This window comes from Paenibacillus rhizosphaerae, assembly GCF_014192015.1.
Lineage (GTDB): Bacteria > Bacillota > Bacilli > Paenibacillales > Paenibacillaceae > Paenibacillus_AQ > Paenibacillus_AQ rhizosphaerae.
Window position 1 is genome coordinate 69,817 of sequence record NZ_JACHXJ010000003.1, and the last position, 17,789, is coordinate 87,605.

Here is a 17,789-nt window from a genome sequence, read left to right on the forward strand (position 1 = left end):
CGCCACTTCTTACTGTTCTATTGACTTTGTATTGTGTTTACTATGAAATTATAAAATAGGACATTTTGCCAATGAATGATCTATGCTGACAGAAACTTGATCTATTCTAAGATTGGAGATTGCGATGACGACATCCATTTACTATGTCGGATATGATGCCGCCCATCCCGGAGACTTTATTTATGACATTCCGGAAGGGCATGATTTTTGGCTGCTTATTCTTACGCAAACCCCTGCAGAGTTCTGGGTTCAGGGAGAAATCAGGGAATACCCGGCAAACTGTGCCGTCCTCTTTCCCCCTCGCCAAAAGATAATGTACCGCGCCTGCTCAGGCAAATTTGTGAATGACTGGGTCCGTTTCGAAACGGACGAATCGTACATTCTGGGGACGACGCTTCCGCGGGGCGTTCCGATTCCGGTGCCGGATCCCGGTTACTGCCGCCAGCTGTTTCAGCTTCTGGCCACCGAAAATTTTTTCAGCTGCGATTACCGTGAACTCTCCATCGACTACCTGTTCCGGATCTTGTTCAACAAGCTGCTTGAAGCTTTTCAATCCAAGGAAAATTCGCCGCATTACCAGAAACTGCTGGATCTGCGCAAGGCGATTCATAACCGTCCCGGCGGCGAATGGAGCGTCCCCTCCATGGCCGATGATGTTCATTTGAGCCCCGGGTACCTGCAAACGCTGTATAAGTCGACATTCGGGATTTCCTGTATGGACGACGTGATCCAGTGCAGAATTCGCCTCGCCAAGGAAAGGCTGATTTACGGCTCGCTCCGAATCGCCGATATCAGCGAGCTGTGCGGATACAATAATGTCGAGCATTTCTCCAGACAATTTCGGCGTATCGTGGGCTGCACGCCTCGTGAATACCGGCAATCGGCTGATTTACGGCTTTGAGACGCTGCCGGCATGGCCATTTTTTTCTTGCGAGATCATGAAGCCGAAGCTCCGAAACTTATACTTTCTGATCTCTTAAAGAAACGCCTTCCGGTACCAGCCAGCTGCAGCCTGATTCCGAAAGGCGACTTGCATTTTATCCAACGTTACCCGACGATACCGGTCCGCTCGATGCTTTCCACAAAGTACCGCTGCACGAACAAATAAATAATGATCAGCGGCAGGATGGCCAGCAAGATGCCGGTATCCTGCACCATGCTCATATAGAAAGGATCCTTGTTGGTCGCAACCCCGCCTTCGAGCATGATGGAGAGGTTGTGCGGCAGCGACGCCAGTTGGGTGGACATCACTTTGCCCGACGTTAAATACGTGGTCGTAAAGAAGCTGTCATTCCACTGCCATACAAACGAAAACAGCAGCACGGTGACGATGGCCGGAACGGCATTAGGCAGCATGATGCGCATGAAAGTTTTGCCTACGCCCGCCCCATCGATATAAGCCGCCTCCTCCACTTCTTTCGGGATGCCCCGGAAAAACTGCCTGAAAATAAAAATGTAGAGACCCGCCTTCAGCGAGTTTGCGGTGACCGAGGTGAGAAAGAAAGGCCAGTACGAATCCAGCAGGTTCACCGACTTCCCGGTCAGTAGGGGGATCAGCCCCATGAGGCTGAAATCCTTCAAATTCATGTAGATCGGTATCAGAATAGTCGTTGGAGGCACCAGAATGGTCAGGATGACGCCTCCAAAGAGCAAATTGCTGCCTTTAAATTTAAGCCGCGCAAAGGCGTAGCCTGCAAACGCACAGGACACGGCCGTCAGGATCGTCGTCATAGCCGATAACGTGAACGTATTGAACAGCGTGTGCCAATAGTCCATGATCGATATGGCTTGTTTGAAATTGTCCAGCGAATAATGCTCCGGGATAAAGACGACGATCGGCGAATACAGGTCGCTCTTGTCCTTGATGGCCGTCGAAATTTTTTGAAGAATAGGGTACAGAATAACAAACGACAGTCCTGCCATCAGGACCAGCCGCACGACGGTCCACAGCCAGCGCTTCCAGCTTTCGGGCGACAATAAACGGGCGATGATCAACGCTGCTCACGCTCCTTCTACTCTTGATAGAAAATTCTTTTGGAAATGAAAAACGTAATGATCAGCAAAATGACCATGATCGCCAAGAAGTAGATCCAGGCCATTGCCGAGCTGAGGCCGAAATTGAAATTTGTGAATCCCGTTTCCTGGATCAGCTTCGTCATTTCGCTCCGGGAGAACGAGTCGATCACCGTATAGATCACGTTGACGAGGATCAGCGGGCTGACCATGGGCAGTGTGATTTTCCAGAACGCTTCGTAGCCGGTCGCTCCTTCGATCTTGGATGCCTCGTACAGCTGGGGGGATACCGACTGGATCCCTGCAAGGAAGATCAATATTTGCACGCCCGACTGGCTGACAATCTGATAGATGCGGTCCACTGCGCTGGTCAGGTACGTAACGATGTTTTCGCTGACGCCGGAATTGATCATAATCCGCGTCAGCTCGCTGGTACCAAGACCGCTCACGGCGCCGCCGGCGTTCTGCTCATTGATGGCTTGAACCAGGCTGGTCGTCTCCAAATTCGCGATGACTCCGGAGGCCAAGATGACCGGCAGGAAAAAGATCGATCTGGCAATGGCTCTGCCGACAAACCTTTGGTTCAGCAGTACAGCCAAAAACAGGCTGAAGATCACGATCAGCGGCACGTTGATGACCATGTTGACGATCGAGGTCGTCAGCGTACGGTTAAAGCTCGTATTCACCGTAAGAGCTTCCACGTAATTGGAGATGCCGATAAAGCTGATGTTCATGCCGCTTGCATTGGCCTCGATGGAGCTGAAGCTGTACCTTAATGAAGAAACTAACGGGATCAGAAAAAAAAGGAGGAATCCCAGCAGCCACGGCAAAACGTAGATAAAGCCCCAAAGCGCCTTCTGTTCGGCGTACGTCCGCCGCTTCGTGCCGCCGAATTTCAGTATAGACTTCAAGATTGCACACCACCCGTCAAATAGCTCTCGGCTTTCACCGTTTGGCCGCCCACCTTCACATCCGAACGGTTATAGTTCACAATGACGTAAATACCGTTCCCGTACACGGTCTTGAACACGCCTTCGCCAAGCTTCTCATGGCCAGTGATCGGCTCATTCCGGACGTTCTTCAGCACATCGTTCAACTCGCGGTACATTTCGGCGGCCTGATCGATCCACTGCTTGTAATGGACGGCATACAGGTCGTTATAATCCGTATCCTTCACTTTGTCATTCGGTTCATAAATCCATTCGAAATACACGCCCGCCCCGTATTCGAGGCATTTCAGGATATACTGCCGTTCATCCGTATAGGTTGACAGGTTAAACGGGCTTCCGGTGTAATCAACGTACCCGCGGGTGACCATTTGATAGAACGGGATCTCTTCGTCCTCGATCTTGAACTGGCTGCCGGACATCGGCGCGTTCGTAATATCCGACAAGAATGGAAGTGCATAAGCGTTGCCGCCGTCCGCCATGACCTTCAAATTCTCCTGCGAGATGCTGCCCAGCGCTTGAACCGATATGCTCTCGGACTGGGTGCGATCCAGCTGATTGTGCTTTCGGTAATCGCTGTTGAGCTGATCGGCGAGATCCCGGAGTGAAATGCCGACAGTCTGGTACCCTTTCAAGCCCTTCAGCAATAACTCGGTATAGGATACGGCAAGCCGCGGGGATACCACGTACGACGGCGACTTATCCCGGTCTCTTCGATTGAGTGCCTGATCCAACGGATAGAGAGCAGCGGGAACGCCTCTCAACGTTCTCGCAGCATTTGCGTTCTCATCGAACCCCTTTCCCGTATTCGCAGTCAGAACCGCAACGTCAGGAAAGAATGAAACTCCTTGATCCCGTGCGAACGACAAGAAGCCCCGCAATCCCTTGCTGCCGCCGACCGCTTTGTCGACCGAAATGTGATCTGGTACCTCATGATTCATTCCGCCATTGAACCAGCCTGAAAATTTCAGTTTGATGTTGGATATGTCGCGGCTCTTCATCTGGTTGATGATTTCCTCCGATTGTTCGAACGTCGTGAGAGGCTCAATTGTCCGGTAAGGAATGCCGGCGACATGCTTCTGTTTGGCGATGCCGCCGACCAGCTGCAGGTAGAACGGCGTATCTGCCGCATCGGTGGCCTGCTCTGGCTTAGGGAGACCGCCATGCTCCTCCAAATAACGCTGGTAATAGTGAGCCAATCCTTGGTAAGAGGCTTCCTCTTTGCTCAAAAACGCGTACCGGACCGAAAAGTCCGTTTTCATCGCCTGTTCCTGGAACCTGGGCAGCGTGCGCTCCTGGCCGTTCGCTTGCAGCGTCACTTCTCCTTTGTTCATGACATTGAAGCTGGGATATACATAGTTATAGCTGTTCAGTTTCCCGCTGATATCGGCATGAATGGCCGCAGCCGATGCGCCTTCCTCGATGATGCCGAGGATCGCGCCGCTCTCCCGAATGATGCCGAACACCGGCAGCCGGACCGGCTGCTCGGTCTTGGCATCCTCGGTCGTTTTCATCGTCAGGTCTTCCCCGTACACCGGCTGCTGATAAGCGGGATACTGCTTCTTTCCGTTATTGAAATGGATGAGCGCACCGGAGCCGTCCGGCACGAAGATTGCCCCCTGCTCCTTGGAGCTGCCGGCGCCGAAAAAGCTGAGGAAGGAAATATTCCCGATCGGATATGCGCTCGGATATTGAATACCGGATGCTGGGATTTTGGCGACTAAACTGCCGCCGTCCAGGGCGTATTCGATCGATGCCAGGAATATCCGCGGTTCCGGCTTCTCCTGCGTAAAGTGCAGCTCCTCCATGTCCTTCATCAGGTCCTCTTCGGTATATCCGGCATCGTCGAACGCCTTGAAGGCGCGATCGAGCTGGAGTCCATTTAAGGCGCTGTCGTTGCGGACATACACCTTTTTATCCGGATCTTCTTTATAGGCGATTTTCAAAGCCCGCTGACCCGTTTTGTCCAGCTTGCCCAGCATTGCCTCCATTCGCTCGCTGCTGAGCATCATCGGCAAATCGGCTGCCGATTTCACGGCCGTTCCGAACTGGTACGTGACCCTTACCCCGCTTGGAATCGGTTCGAATTTGATCTGCTTATGCGAGACGCTGTCCGTGAACGTATTGATGGAATTCACCTGGCCGAAATTGTTGTAATAATCGATCTTGAGCTGGGACGAAAGATTGGCTTTGTTCACCCCGGAGGCGAGCGGGTCCTTACCTTGCTCCGGCGGGTTGCTGTACCAAGTCTCTCCGGTCTCCTTATTTAATACGGCAATGGCGCCCGAACTCTCATCGACAAACAGCCGCAGTCGTTCATTTTCGGCCACGCCTTTCATACCGGCTGCGCGTGCGTCGGTAAATGCAGCTTTCAAAGGCTGGCCCTTGGTGAATTCGGCTGCAGCTGGTGCATCATTCGCCCCGGTATGGGCCGCGTTCGAATCGGCGCAGCCGGCCAGTGCGATCCCCGCGAGCAGTACCGGGAGCCACAGGGCGTTTCTGGCTTTGCGCATGGTTTCTCCTCCTTTCTTTAATTTCTAAGCATAATTTCCTGGTAGATCACGTGAACGAACGAAATCATCTGCTGAATCAGTCCGAAAAACAGCAGGCAGATAAAAGCCATGAATCCCATCGCCACGATCGTCAGCAGAATCGTCCCGATGGTCTTCGACGGTGAGTATTGATGCACGGTCATGTTGCCGACGAACAAGAGATACGCCGACCAGAGGTAGGCCGCGCTGCTGCAGAAGTAATAAAAAGCCGTCTCCTGGAGCGAAATGACGTTGCTGAGCCAAATCCACGGAAAGTTGATGATCATCATCGGAACGAGGGCAAAGCACGTCGACGTAAAAATTTCAACAAACTTCCCTTCTCCGTCCATGAGCGTCGTCAGCGACCAGTTAGCTAAGCACCAGAACAAGACCGGGACAACGATGTACACCACTTCCATCAGGCTGTTCATATCATCCGGATTGGACAGGTTGACCAGGAAGCCGCTGTACTGGTTGCTCAGGACATTCGTGATGATCATCAAAAACAAAATGATCAAAGAAGCGATCAGGGTGTGCCGCTTGTTTCGTTCGTATTTCAGATCCGAATAGGCGTTAAAGGGATGCACAATGAGATAAAGCGGGTATTTTACGTGCTCACGATTCAATCGTTACACCTCCTTGTCTTCTCATCCGCTTACGGAGCTTTTTGAAGAACAAGAGAACCACGGCGAGCACGATCAACCCTGTCATGACTGCCGGGAAGTATTCTCGCAGCACCTGTTTGCGGTAAAGCAGGTAGGCCTTTGAATAATTGGCATAGTCGTAGCTTTCCTTGAAATACTGCATCGCCCCTTTGTAGTCCCCTTTTCGAAGGAGGGCCTTACCCACGCCGGAATAAGCAAATTCCAGGTTCGCATTCGTATTGATCGCCTGCTGATAGAGATCAAACGCCTTTTCTTCATCGCCCCTGTAGTAGCTCCGGACCGCTTCGTTTAACATTCGGCCGTACGCTGTCGTCTGAAACACCGTAATCTCGCCGAATGCCTTATCCAGTACAAGAAAATCGTCCCCGACCCGTTCAATCGCCGCAGGAGTATTGAATTGGCCCAGTTGGTTGCCCAGGCCACCGAATATGTACATCAGATGTCCATCCCCGCTGTATGTGAAGACCCTGCCCCGCTTGGAATCGAGGACCGAATACATCTCGCTGTCGGTGACATCGATATCGATGAGCCGGGATGGACCGATATCGCTTGAATACCGGATATCACCCACCAGGCTGAGATATCCTGTCCGCCGGAGAATATCGTTGCCCTGCGCGTTCAATTTTTTGATCGGGTTATTCGAATAGTCACCGCTCGTTGCGTAAATGAAGCCTTCGTCATCCATATCCAGGTTCGTGAATTCGGTAGGCGTAAACATCACCATCCGGCTCCGCTGCGCCTGCGTAGACATCTTTTTCCAGAACAGTTCCACCGGATCGACCGTCACCCGGTTTGCGCCGATGAACGAGGTGAACGCCCCGTCCGCATTGAATTCCATGAAACCGTCAAATACGCCGGTCGACATCACGTAGATTCGCTGCGCCTTGTCGACGACCACCCGAACCGGCTGGAAATCGAAATTGGCCTGCAGCAAGTCTGACTTCGGCGCTTCAAGCACTCCTGCCATCCTTAAGTTTGAATCCAGATGGACCACCCGCTTATTGCCCGTATCGGCGATAAACAGTTCTTTCCGGTCGGTCACGAATATCCCTTGCGGATTATTGAACGTATCCTTCTTCCCCTCGCGGTCAAAGGAATCTACCACTTTAACCGGCTTAAAATGCTGGTCGAGAATGACGATACGGTTGTTGCCGGAATCGAGCACATAGATCTCTTTGTCAGCCGTTACATGGATGTCGCTCGGGTTTTTGAAGGGGCCGACGCCAAGCTGCGCGCCATTCAGCAAAAACGTGGCCTCATAGGCGGCGGGAGCCGGGGTGGTATCATTCCAGAAGGAATAATTGTAGGAGGCGCTGCCTTCGGCGTGAGCCACGTTTACGCCTATATTCGTCCCCAGCAGGCAGCAGAGGGCAGCCAGGAGGTACATTTTCACTTTGGGTATGCTTATTCGCATCGTGCTAGTCTCCCCTCTATTCTTTCATTCCGGAGGTGGCCATCGTCTGAAGGACATTGCTCTGCGAAATGATAAAGAGTGTAATCGGCACGACCATCAGAATCAGCGCGACGGCGGCCCCCACGCCTGCACGGGCAATCCCGCCCGCGGTGATTTGTCCCAAGGCGTAGTGAAGGGTCTTGAGGTTCTCGCTGTATATAAAATTGCCCCCGTCCGAGCCCCACAGCATCGGAAACTGCAAAATCATCAGTGTTAACCATGCAGGCTTCACATTGGGCATGACGATCGTCCAATAAATCCGGTATTCGTTCGCCCCGTCGATTTTGGCCGCTTCCAGCAGGGCATCCGGAATCTGTTCCATGAACTGCTTCATCAGGAATAAACCTAACGGGAACGCAAGCGATGGGACGATAATCGATGCGTGCGTATTGATCCAGCCGAGCCACGACATCACCATATAGTTGGGAATCGCCGTAACGTGCCCGGAAAACATCAAGGACATGACGACGATGGAGAACAGGATCCTGGACCCGGGAAAACGGTATTTGGCCAGCGGATAGGCCGCGGCGGACGACAGCAGGATATGGCCGACGGTCCCTACAATCGTAATGAAGAGCGTATTGACGATGTACCGGGACAGCGGCACCCAGGAATTTCCCATCAGCGCCACCAGATCGTAAAAGTTATCCATCGTCGGATTGTTCACAAAGAATCGCGGCGGAAACAGGAAAAGCTCGTTCAGCGGTTTAAAAGCATTATTGACGGCATAGATCAGCGGCAGCGCCATGAATGCGCCGAATACGGCCAGGAACGCGAACAGCATAAAGCTGACGGTAAAAGAGCGGTTCAGCCTTCTCGGCATCCGAAAGGCGGCCATCATTCTCGTAACCAAATCACTCCCCTACCTTTCTTAGCAATCCCTGCGTCAATTTGTTGGCACCTAACATCATGGCGAACAGCACGGTCGCAATTGCGGATGCATACCCCATTTCAAAGCGGATTGTTCCGTAATCCATCAAGTGCGTGACGATCGTATGCCCCGCATAGTTGACGCTGGGGAATCCTGCGAGCGCAATCGAGATATCAGCCACCGCAAACGAGCTGGTGATCTGCATAACCGCGCCGAACATCAGCTGCGGCCTCATGGACGGCAGCGTAATGAACCACAGCTCCTGCCAGCGGTTACGGATGCCGTCGATCGCCCCGGCTTCAATCAGGGATTTGTCGATCGTCTGCAGCCCCGCGATAAAAGCCAGGAAGCTGGTGCCCAAGCTGAGCCACAGCTGGACGATCATAATGATCGGCAAAATATATTTTTCGTTCGTCAGCCATTGAATCGGTTCCAGCATAAAGCCGAATTTAATTAAAAAGCCGTTCAAGTAGCCGTATCTGTCGCCTGAAAAAATAATGAGCCAAATAAAGAAAACGTTGCCGGAAATCGACGGCGCGTAGAAAACAAGCGTCATAAACGCGCGGACCTTCGGGGACAGCTCATTGATAATCCATGCAAACAAGAAGCAGGCCAGATAGCTGATCGGCCCGCAAATGACCGCGAAGAGCAGCGTATTTTTCAGCGCGATCATAAAAACGTCGTCATTCAAAAACAATCTGGAGTAGTTCTGCCACCCGACAAACCGGGGGAATTCCAGCATATTGAAATAAAAGAAGCTGAGAACGATCGAAAAAATGACCGGAACCACCGTAAAGGCAAAAAAGATCAGCATGTACGGACTCATCAAGATGTAATAATGCTTGTTTTTCTTCAGTTCTCTCCAAACGTTGGCCAGCCGCGACTGCTTTTTGGGCTGCACGAGGCTCGAAACGGCGGCCTTGCTGGTTGTTTCGGCTTGCATCCGATTCCCCCCTTATTGTTCAGGTAAATTGAATTCCTTCCGCTTGACCGCGATTTCGTCATTGATGTATAAGAGGTAATCCGACAAAGCCTCACGGGGATTCTCACTGGCGTTGACGACTTTGCGGAATGCGTTATCCAGGTGTCGGCCGGTAAAATAGCCGCCCGGAACCTGCGGGATTCCTTTGACCCATTTCCACTGATTCTCCAGATTACGATAGTCTTTAACCGGCCAAGGCAGCTCCTCGAGCGCCTCGACGTTAGCTGTCGGATAACGGGCCGCTTCGCCCATTAACCCTTCCATCTCGCGTCCGTAAGCGATTTGGGTATCCTTATCCGTCCACCATTTCATAAATTCCCAAGCGGCCTCCTGATCCCGTGCGCCCTCAAGCATCATCACGCCGGTCGTGTGGCTGGCCACCTCATGATGGATCGTGCCGTTCTTCTCCGTGCCGGGCACCATCGTAAATTCCCAAAGACCCTTGATTTCCGGCGCCAGGACGGTCAGCATGTTGTACGTCGTATAATCCGCGATGCCGATCGGCATTTCGCCGGTCCGGAACCGGTTCGGGAAGTCGGCCAGCAGCGGGAACTTGTAGCTCGTATAGAACTGCGTCCATTTCTTAAAGGCATCCATGGAAATCTCGGAATCCAGGGCGCTCTTTCTGCCGCCGTCCCGGTAGAATTCGCCACCGTTCTGGTACAGCAGCATGGAGAACGTCGGATTAGGCACCAGGCTCGCGTTGGCGGCCTCGATCGGCAGATAAAATTCCATATTGTGCTTCTGCAATACCGAAATCATGTTGTAGATATCCTGCCACGTTTGGGGCGGCTCCAGGTTAAGCTCCTTCAGGATATCCTTGCGGTAAAAGAGCATCGGGAACGACTGCTGCTCCGGCAGCGCGTAGACGCCTCCGTCATATTCGTAAGGCACCAATCCGCTGTCGCGAAAGCGGGATGCCACCGTGTCATAATCGGCAAACTTCGACAGGTCGGCGGCCGCCCCCCTCATGGCATAGTTCACGGGCACGTCTTCGCCAATCTGCATGGCCACGTCCGGACCTTCCCCGGCGAGCGTCGCGGGCAGCAGGATGTTGGCGGGTACGAGCTTCAGATTGACCGAAATGTCCGATTTCGGGGTAAACGAATCATCGATCAGGTTTTTCAACACCTGCGCCTGATCCCGCCCCGTCGTAATCCAAACCGTCGTCGATCGTTTCTGCTTGCCGGTATTGCCGATGCTGTCATAATCCTCGGTATAAGAAGCGGTGAGCGCCCCGGCTTCATGCTTCACCACTTGCAGAAACGACGCATCCGCTCTCGGCAGCTTATGATCCGGTGAGGAAACAATCAGATAATCCAGTGTAAGCGGCTGTTCCCGGACGGTCAGAATCCAGGTACCTAAGCCGCCGACGTTGGTCTTGAAGGCCTCCAAACGGTTCGCGACTGTATCCGGCCGTTTGGCCATCTCTTGGAGCTGCTTGACCATCGTGTGCAAAATGGCCACCTTGTCGCTCTGTTCGCCCGTCGTATGTTCCAGGTAATCGGCTACGCTTTGGATCGTTTCGGCTTGTTTGCGGAACACCTCCGCCATCTCCGGGATCCGCTTCTCCAATTGGTAGTCCCGGTACGGATCGGGTGAATTGGACGTGATCATCAAGATTTTGCGGTACATCTCGTTCAGCTGCAGCACGCTGGACTCGATCGTCTGGATCAGCGGGGCCAGCTCGCCAAGGGAAACCGTCATGCGAATCCGGTGCTTGCCTTGGGTCAAGTGGAACAGGTACGGCTCATCTTCTCCCAATACGTACATGCTCCAATCCCTGCTGAATTCAAAAGGAATCCGTTTCATCTCTTTGAACGGAACTTTTCCGTCAATCGTCAGGCTTCGCGTGGCGAACACGCCGCGCAGCTGATCCTGCTTCTCTTTTAAAGCAATTTGATACAAGCCGTCCTCCGGCGCTTCGAATTCCCACTCGATCCACTGTCCCGGCAGCTTCCAGTTCAGCCCCCCAATTGTGTTGATCCGAATTTTGGACACATCATATGGAATAACCGTCGGGCTCGATCTGTCAGAAACCGGATACAAAGTCGGAGAGGATTTATACACCGCATCCTCTGCCTGAATCAGGGTGTACTGGTCTTTGACCGGCTGCAGCCCTTCGGCTGAATAATCGCTCTTGATTTCTGCGTACGTCTGTAATGCTTCTTCCTGGTACAGCTCGATATAATCAATGGCCATAGGCTCACGCAATGCCGTCAAGGTCATGCTTTGATTGCCTTTGTCAAAATAGAACAAATAGGGTTCGTCATAATAACCGCTGCGGTCGGTGACGGATTCGATCTGCCATATCGGCTTCTCCACCTGACTTGGACGCAGATCATTGCCTCTGTCGTCGCGCCCGATCTTATCGTCCCGGTTGCCCCAGACCCGGTCAAACGTAACCAGGTCGGCCCCCTTAAAGGGCAGCTGCTGATTTATCGTCAATCCGCGCTCAATTGCAGAACTTTTTCCTTCAACCGGCAAATACCGGATCCGGATGTTGTAGAGGCCCGGCTGTTCGATAGGTACGTTCCAGCTGATGGAACCTGACTCCGGCGTGAGGACGGCGGTTTCCCCCGACGGATGGACAACCTCGAATCCCGGCCCATCGGTTTTGGAATAGTTCTCGCCTTCGATCCGGATAACCTGATCCGGACGCTTCGCAGCCGAATGGGCTTTTACATAGGCATCATAGCCGCCGTCATCTCCGCCCGACCCCGTAACAGCAGCAAAATCGGCCATAGCTTGAACGCTTCGAACTTCGGATGATCCGGAAGGGTAGAAGGCCCAAATGGACGCTAATAGGGCAAGGACGAGCAGGACAGCGACGTAGCTCTTCTTTCGGTTGTTCACTCTTTTCCCTCCTGAAGCAAGAGACATGTCATGTCAATAACAGTCCCCGTTAGAGAAAATCTCTAATAGGGACTGTTGCTTCTACATGTGAAATTATTTCGATCCGTATACCTCATCAATGGCTGCCTGGAAAGGCGCTTTGTACTTTTCTACCACAGTAGACACCGAGGTTCCGCTGGTAATTTCGCCGAGGAAATCGTAGAACTTCAGGTTCGGGAATGTGAAGTGGTCAAGGACAATCAAATTTGCGGCGACTTCCTTCGCATTGTTAATGTCGTTTTCGTCCGTGAACGAGGTTTCATAGTAGGCCTGGTCCGGATAGTCATACATCGAATCGACATCGTTGATTTTCTCCCAAATATAGAGCAGCTTATCCGGATCCTTTACAGCCTTAGGGATGAACAAGGATTGATAGAGGCCTTCGTATGAGTGGTACGTGCTTGCACTAGGCCCTTTAGGGAATGGCACGAATCCGATATCCGCATCAGGCATATCCTTCTTGAAACCGCTAAGTTCATAGAGCGCTCCCGTGTACATCAACGTGTTGCCTTGGCGGAAAAATTGGCCCGGCTCCGTCCAGTCGCCGCCTTCGGTTGGTCTGGCCACTTTTTCGGTTGCGATCTTGGAAATAAAATTAAGCGCTTCGGTCGTTTTGGGGTCTTCCAGGTTTTGCTTGTTATCCTTTGTCAAACTCGTTTCGTTGGAAGCGAGCGCAAATTCGAGCGGCGCCGGGTTAGCGAGCCCCCAGGAATCAAGCTTGCCGTCATTGTTCGTATCCTTGTTGGCTTCTTTGGCCACTTGCAAAAACGTATCCCAATTCCAGCTGTCTTCATTGACATAGTCTTGAAGCGACTTCAAGCCAAGCTTGCTCATGAGCGTCCGGTTGTAAAAAATACCCATGACATTGTTGCCCTGCCCTTCCGAGAAACCGTAACCCCTTCCGTTATATTGCATGTATTGATTGGTCACACTCTGATTAAAGGCTACCGGATTCTTCGTATACTCATCGACGGGCCACAGCAGATCCTGTTTCACAAGTGCTGGAATCGTGTATGTTTTGCCCAGTCTGACGATATCCCCGAGCGGCTCGCCGGCCAGCAGGGAAGCCGTTACTTTTTGCTGGTATTCGCCGTAATCGATCGCGACGTATTCTATTTTGAAGTTATGCTTCTTCTCCAGCTCCTCCAGATTCTTTTTGCGCTGGATGTTATCCGGGTTATCCTCCGGGATCGTCATATCCCACCACGATACGACCTTGATCGTTCTGCCGCCCATGTCGAAATCCATGTCAGGCGTCTTGTACGTTTGCTCTGCATCCTTCTCCGTACCTTTATCTTCCGTGGTGGTTGCCGCGGTCTCGGTGCTCGTCTCCGCCGTACCGGCGCTTGACCCGGTGGTGCTTGACCCGCTTTTGGACCCGCCGCTGCTGCATGCCGAAAGCACAAGTAACAGTGTGCAGAGCAGAAGCATCATTTTTCCAATACGCATTCCTCTAATCCCCCCGTTAAAGTGATTTGCATCCCAATTACATTCAAAGTGTAGCGCTTACATCGAAAAGGCAACAACCTGTGGTAAATTAGGTATTCTACCCGTCAAAATATAGATTGCCTGTAACCCCTTACATTACAAATAGCCAATAAGTAAACAATGGCTAGCAATATAAAGAAAAGCACATTGTTTGCGTATCGGGTTCTTTTTCATAATGAGAGATAAGCATCTTCACCGGAGCCAACGTTTTAATGAAAAAGAAACAGGGGGGAATATCGTGTATAAGGTGCTGCTTGTTGATCCCAATCATCATGCGAAAGAATGGATGAAACGTATGCTGGACAGACACCAAGCGGAATTTGAATTGGAGTGCCATGCCGCTGCTGCTGCCGAGGCGATGTCAATGCTCTCCGCCCAGGATCATCAGCTGGTATTGATCAGCATGAGAGCCTCGGAGGAAGAGGGACTTCAGCTCTGCGGCCGCATTCGGGAAAAAAGCCGTGTCCCGATCGTTCTGATCGGCGGGCGCAATGAATTTCAGCTTGCCCGGAAGGCGTTATATTATCAGGTGAGCGACTATCTGCCCGACCCCGTATCGCCCGAGGAATTCGCGGCAAGCCTCGATAACGTGAAGCGGGAGATGGACGAAGCACCATTGTCCGGACATCAATCGGTCCCATGGGCAGGAGCCGTTCAGCAAGCTTCCGCCGCCGTCTCTTCGGCCGGCATCATCGACAAGGTAAAGGCGTATGTGGAGGAGGCGCTGCATCAGAACATCACGCTGAAGGAAATCTCTCATATTTTTCACTTCAACTATTCTTACCTCGGCCAGAAATTCAAGGTTGAAGAGAAGATGACCTTCAAGGAGTATCTGCTTCAGCAGCGCATGGAGAAGGCGAAATTCCTGCTGGAGAATACCGATATGAAGGTGTATGAAATCGCTAACGAGGTCGGTTATACCGAGATGGACTGGTTCTACAAAAAGTTCAAGACGTATACTGGTGTAAGCGCTAACAAGTATAGAAAGACTCTGATCATTACAGCGTGAAAAAAACCTGTCCAAGTGGATTCTATGAAGCCTGATCACCTCATCCCTAAAACCAAAGGCCGCTTCCCGGTTGTCCAACCGGGAGCGGCCTTATTCGTTCTCGCTCTGGGGTTATTCCAATGTTAACAATCCGATGTTAGACAGGTTCTGCCAGGTTCTGTCCGACGTATCATTCCAGATCGCCACGCTGTCGCGTAGCCCGTCGTCATTCTCGTCATTATTGACCTGTACGTCAAACCCGATGAGACTGCCCGCCTTCGGCGGTGCTCCGACCCAATCGACCGCGGCTTCGATGATGTAGCCGGTCGGGGTCCGCTTCGCGGCAGATGCCAAATTTGCGCCGAGCGATCCCGGGTTGACCGACGGTTCGTTATCGAAGTTCACACGGTACTGCCCGTCGTCACCGTCATACGAACCGGTTCGTTCATTGTTCTGATCGATGAAGATTTCGACCGAATCCTGCTCCCACGCATTGGCGCTCCGCTTGGTCACCAAAGAGTCGGTCACCTCGGCCAGCACGTACAGACGGTGATCGTCCCAGAGCATCCGGACCTTGGCCGTTGAACCCGAGGATCCGCTGACCCAGCGGTCGGTTACGATCTGCTCGGCCTTGTTCCATATTTCATCGATGTCTCCGTCGATGGCCGCCGTTCCTTTTACAGCCTTGGCTGTTCGCGGACCTTCTGCCATCGTCAACACGCCATACCCGGACGTATCGGTGTCCTGTCTGTGATGAATATCGTTCCAGGATGCCAGCTCTTCCGCTGAACCGGACCGGTCTCGAATGCGGACGTCAAAGCCGATTTCCTTTCCGGTGTGCGCACCGTCGATGGGGATCGAAGCTTCGATCTGGTATCCCTTTTCCGTTTTTACCGCCTTATACTCGGCCGGTTTATGCGGATTCGCGCCGCTGCGCCGAAACGTAAACTTTTTGTCGTCCGCCTCATAAGCATTCGTTTTGCCGTTGTTGCCGTCCATGTACACCTCGACGGAATCATTGCCGTTGACTGTGGAATCTTCGACATCGACCCACACGTACAGATGTCCCGCATCCCATAACGTCTTATAAGTCGCTGCCGCCTTACCGCCTGTCTGGATCGGTACGGACTGCGCCACATTCCATCCCGCTTCCGCCTGGCCGTCAATCTTTACACCGGCCTCCAAGGCTTTCGTGCGCTTCGTTTCAACCGGAACCTTCGCCGGGTCGACGAGGGCCCAGTAAGCGTATTTGGCTTGCAGCCGTTCGTCAAACAGCAGCGGCCAATTGTTGCGAACGACCGGGAACGTGCGCAGCCAGGTGTTCAGATCGTCCTTGCCCCAGAATATCACTGCACTGAGCTGATCCGAATGCTTCCTGAACACGTCGAAGATCTCTCTATAGCGGTTGGCCTGCTTGATTTGCAGTTCGGTTGGAAACGTCTCATAGGCGTCCATATCATTCGTATAGATGCTCATGTCCAGTTCGGTGATCTGCTGATCGATGTCAAGATCCCGGAACGCTTGAATCATATCATCGAGCTCCTGCACCCGGGGGTATTCGATCCCGATATGCGTCTGGTGGCCGACTCCGTCAACCGGAATTCCTTTGTCCTTCAAACGCTTAATCAGATCATGCAGAAACTGCCGTTTCACGGGATCATTCGTGTTGTAATCGTTGATAAACAGCTTGGCGTCCGGATCGGCCGCATGTGCATAAATGAACGCCTTTTCAATGAATTCCTCGCCTGCAATTTGATACCATAAGCTGTTACGAAGGCCGCCTGGCTTCTGGTCGCCGGGCTCAATGACCTCGTTAACGACGTCCCAGGCGTAGATCTTTCCCTTATACCGGCCGACGACGGAATCGATATGCTTTTTCATCCGCGCGAATAGAAGCTCCTTGCTGGCCAGGTTGCCGCTGCTATCGTAGAACACCCATTTCGGCGTCTGGGAATGCCAGATTAATGTGTGCCCTCGCATGGCTATGCCATTATCCAGGGCGAAGTTCACGATTTTATCGGCTGCCGTAAAATTGAATTGACCCTCCGTGGGCTCCGTGGCATCCCACTTCAGCTCGTTGCCGGCCGTCAGACTGTTGAAATGCTTCCGGACGAGCTCTGCATCAGGGCTGTTCGGATTCTCGATTTCATTGACCAGCAGGGCCGTTCCCAGCTTGAATTGGCCGGCAAACACGTCCTTCAGGCTCGGAATGTCCTTCTGAATCTCGATCGGAACCGGATCCGGAGCACGCTCAATTAAGACATCGTCCACGTAAAAATCAAGTGTCGGATCATCGAAGGATTCGATATAAACGGCCAAGCTTTCAATCGGGTGCTGTAAGGTATACTCTCCGCTGAGCTTGACCCATCCGCTGTCACCCGCCTGAACCGACTTGACGAGCTCATAAGCATTGGCACCGTCCGTCGTGCGCTGGACCACGATTGATACCGGCGAGCTTGGCGTTCCGGCAGGCAGCTTGATCCAAGCCGATAAATGGTATGTCTTTCCTGTTTCCATGATTGGCGTCACATCGAGCTGCGGGCCGTTCCAGCCCTGGGTTCTTCCGGTGACCTGCATACCGTAAGATCCCGTATGGGCAGCCGCAGGGGAAACCGTCAAGACTTCACTGCCGCCGCGCCCGTACCAGCCTTGGAGCGTCCCATCCTCGAAATCTTTGGAGATGCTTACCGGGACGCTGTCTGCCGCATCACTCGTCTCGGCTGTTCCCATGCGGCCTTCAGAAAGCGGGCCGGGCGATTCCTGCTCTGCACTGGCCAGGTTCGGGCGTGTGCCGAACGATGAAGGTGCCAGTACGAGAACAAGCGCGAGCAGCAGCAGTATGGAACGTTTGATTCGGTGCTTCTTCATGAATCCACCTCTCCTTATGTCATCTATTCCATTAAAACGCCTCTAGACGGCGTTCCATGGCCATGTAATGGATCGCTGTACATCTAGT

At 52.6% G+C, this 17,789-nt stretch carries 12 protein-coding genes; 2 read left to right on the forward strand and 10 right to left on the reverse strand.

From position 1 onward, the window contains the following. The first annotated feature begins 124 nt into the window (after positions 1–124). Complete coding sequence (locus FHS19_RS16950) at positions 125–901, forward strand: helix-turn-helix transcriptional regulator (RefSeq protein ID WP_183583069.1); 777 nt, start codon at positions 125–127, stop codon at positions 899–901. Between the two features lie 146 nt (positions 902–1,047). On the opposite strand, the gene FHS19_RS16955 is transcribed toward FHS19_RS16950, so the two are convergent. From FHS19_RS16955 to FHS19_RS16995, 9 genes are all read right to left on the reverse strand, one after another. Beyond that, a complete protein-coding gene (locus FHS19_RS16955; RefSeq protein ID WP_183583070.1) occupies positions 1,048–1,995 on the reverse strand; it encodes a carbohydrate ABC transporter permease in 948 nt (315 codons plus the stop codon). Between the two features lie 17 nt (positions 1,996–2,012). Next, the gene (locus FHS19_RS16960) at positions 2,013–2,924 is read right to left on the reverse strand and encodes a carbohydrate ABC transporter permease (protein WP_183583071.1); all 912 of its coding nucleotides are present in this window, start codon (positions 2,922–2,924) and stop codon (positions 2,013–2,015) included. Continuing rightward, a complete protein-coding gene (locus FHS19_RS16965) occupies positions 2,921–5,473 on the reverse strand; it encodes a DUF5696 domain-containing protein (protein WP_183583072.1) in 2,553 nt (850 codons plus the stop codon). The genes FHS19_RS16960 and FHS19_RS16965 overlap by 4 nt, the downstream gene beginning before the upstream one ends. Positions 5,474–5,490: 17 nt before the next feature. Beyond that, positions 5,491–6,117, reverse strand: coding sequence for a Yip1 family protein (locus tag FHS19_RS16970; protein ID WP_183583073.1), 627 nt, complete (start codon positions 6,115–6,117; stop codon positions 5,491–5,493). Further along, the gene (locus FHS19_RS16975; protein WP_183583074.1) at positions 6,107–7,570 is read right to left on the reverse strand and encodes a hypothetical protein; all 1,464 of its coding nucleotides are present in this window, start codon (positions 7,568–7,570) and stop codon (positions 6,107–6,109) included. Before FHS19_RS16975 ends, FHS19_RS16970 begins: the two co-directional genes overlap by 11 nt. Before the next feature lie 16 nt (positions 7,571–7,586). Then, positions 7,587–8,450, reverse strand: a complete 864-nt coding sequence (locus FHS19_RS16980) for a carbohydrate ABC transporter permease (RefSeq protein WP_089550090.1) — start codon at positions 8,448–8,450, stop codon at positions 7,587–7,589. A gap of 13 nt (positions 8,451–8,463) precedes the next feature. Further along, on the reverse strand, positions 8,464–9,423 hold the full coding sequence (locus FHS19_RS16985) for a carbohydrate ABC transporter permease (protein WP_183583075.1): 960 nt from the start codon (positions 9,421–9,423) through the stop codon (positions 8,464–8,466). A gap of 12 nt (positions 9,424–9,435) precedes the next feature. Next, positions 9,436–12,318 carry an extracellular solute-binding protein gene (locus tag FHS19_RS16990; protein ID WP_183583076.1) on the reverse strand — a complete coding sequence of 961 codons (2,883 nt, stop codon included), beginning with the start codon at positions 12,316–12,318 and terminating at the stop codon, positions 9,436–9,438. 93 nt (positions 12,319–12,411) lie between these two features. After that, complete coding sequence (locus FHS19_RS16995; protein ID WP_183583077.1) at positions 12,412–13,806, reverse strand: ABC transporter substrate-binding protein; 1,395 nt, start codon at positions 13,804–13,806, stop codon at positions 12,412–12,414. Positions 13,807–14,083: 277 nt separating this feature from the next. Here FHS19_RS16995 and FHS19_RS17000 point away from each other — a divergent pair, with 277 nt between their 5' ends. Beyond that, a complete protein-coding gene (locus tag FHS19_RS17000) occupies positions 14,084–14,854 on the forward strand; it encodes a helix-turn-helix domain-containing protein (protein WP_183583078.1) in 771 nt (256 codons plus the stop codon). 111 nt (positions 14,855–14,965) lie between these two features. Here FHS19_RS17000 and FHS19_RS17005 read toward each other — a convergent pair whose 3' ends face one another. After that, complete coding sequence (locus FHS19_RS17005) at positions 14,966–17,701, reverse strand: endo-1,4-beta-xylanase (RefSeq protein WP_183583079.1); 2,736 nt, start codon at positions 17,699–17,701, stop codon at positions 14,966–14,968. Between the last annotated feature and the right edge of the window lie 88 nt (positions 17,702–17,789).